The 853-nt window shown below is 57.2% G+C and carries 1 rRNA gene; it reads right to left on the bottom strand.

The window, feature by feature from the left end:
* Positions 1–853, bottom strand: a 23S ribosomal RNA gene (locus tag ACSC1P_RS22085); the annotation flags it as partial.

The raw sequence follows: 853 nt of genomic DNA, 5'->3' as shown, positions 1-853 counted from the left end.
TGACTTAGGATCGGCTAACCCTCGACTGATTGGCATTGTCGAGGAACCCTTGCTCGTTCGGCCGTCGGGGTTCTCACCCGACTAACGCTGCTACTATGGCCAGGATTTTCGTCACTGGTCGGTCCACACGAACTCTCGCCCGTGCTTCCACCCGACCAGAGCGCCAGCCTACGGAATCACTCGGTAAAGAGTGTCGTCAGGTCTCGGAAGCGGACTTGAGCCCCGATCATTTTCGGCGCCTCAAACCTCGGCCGGTAAGCTGTTACGCTTTTCTTAGAGGGTAGCTGCTTCTAAGCTCACCTCCCGGCTGTTTAGGGCTTGAGACCACCTTCAATCGCACTTAGTCCGCATTTTGGGTCCTTAACCCGACTCTGGGTTGTCTCCCTCATGGTGCACAGGCTTACCCCGCACACCGGACTCCCTGCTTCTATGGCGTTCGTAGGTTCGGAGTTTGACAGGGAGGTCGACTTCTCTCGAAGGCGAGTCTCCCAATCGGTCGCTCTACCCCACGAACTACCTCTGCAGAGGTCATGCTTCGACATGTTTCGGCTGGAACCAGCTGTTGCCAGGTTCGATGGGCCTTTCACCCCTATACGTAGGTCACGAGAGGGTATTGAAGGACACCAACTCTAACAGGCCTCCACGTGCCTTTCGGCACGCTTCACCTTGCCCACGCATAGATCACCTGGTTTCGGGTCGTATCCACTCGACTCCCCGCGCTTGAACACGGCGGCCCTCGCAATGCTGCGGCCTTGTCGGTTTCCCTGCGCCTTCCCCGATCACCGGGTTAGACTCGTCGAATAGATACACTCCCTGGCTCGTTTTTCAAAACGCACGACAGAACACCGGCTTC

The sequence above is a fragment of the Haloarchaeobius caseinilyticus genome (assembly GCF_051207395.1).
GTDB lineage: Archaea > Halobacteriota > Halobacteria > Halobacteriales > Natrialbaceae > Haloarchaeobius.
This window is presented reverse-complemented; position numbering and strand designations above follow the sequence as displayed.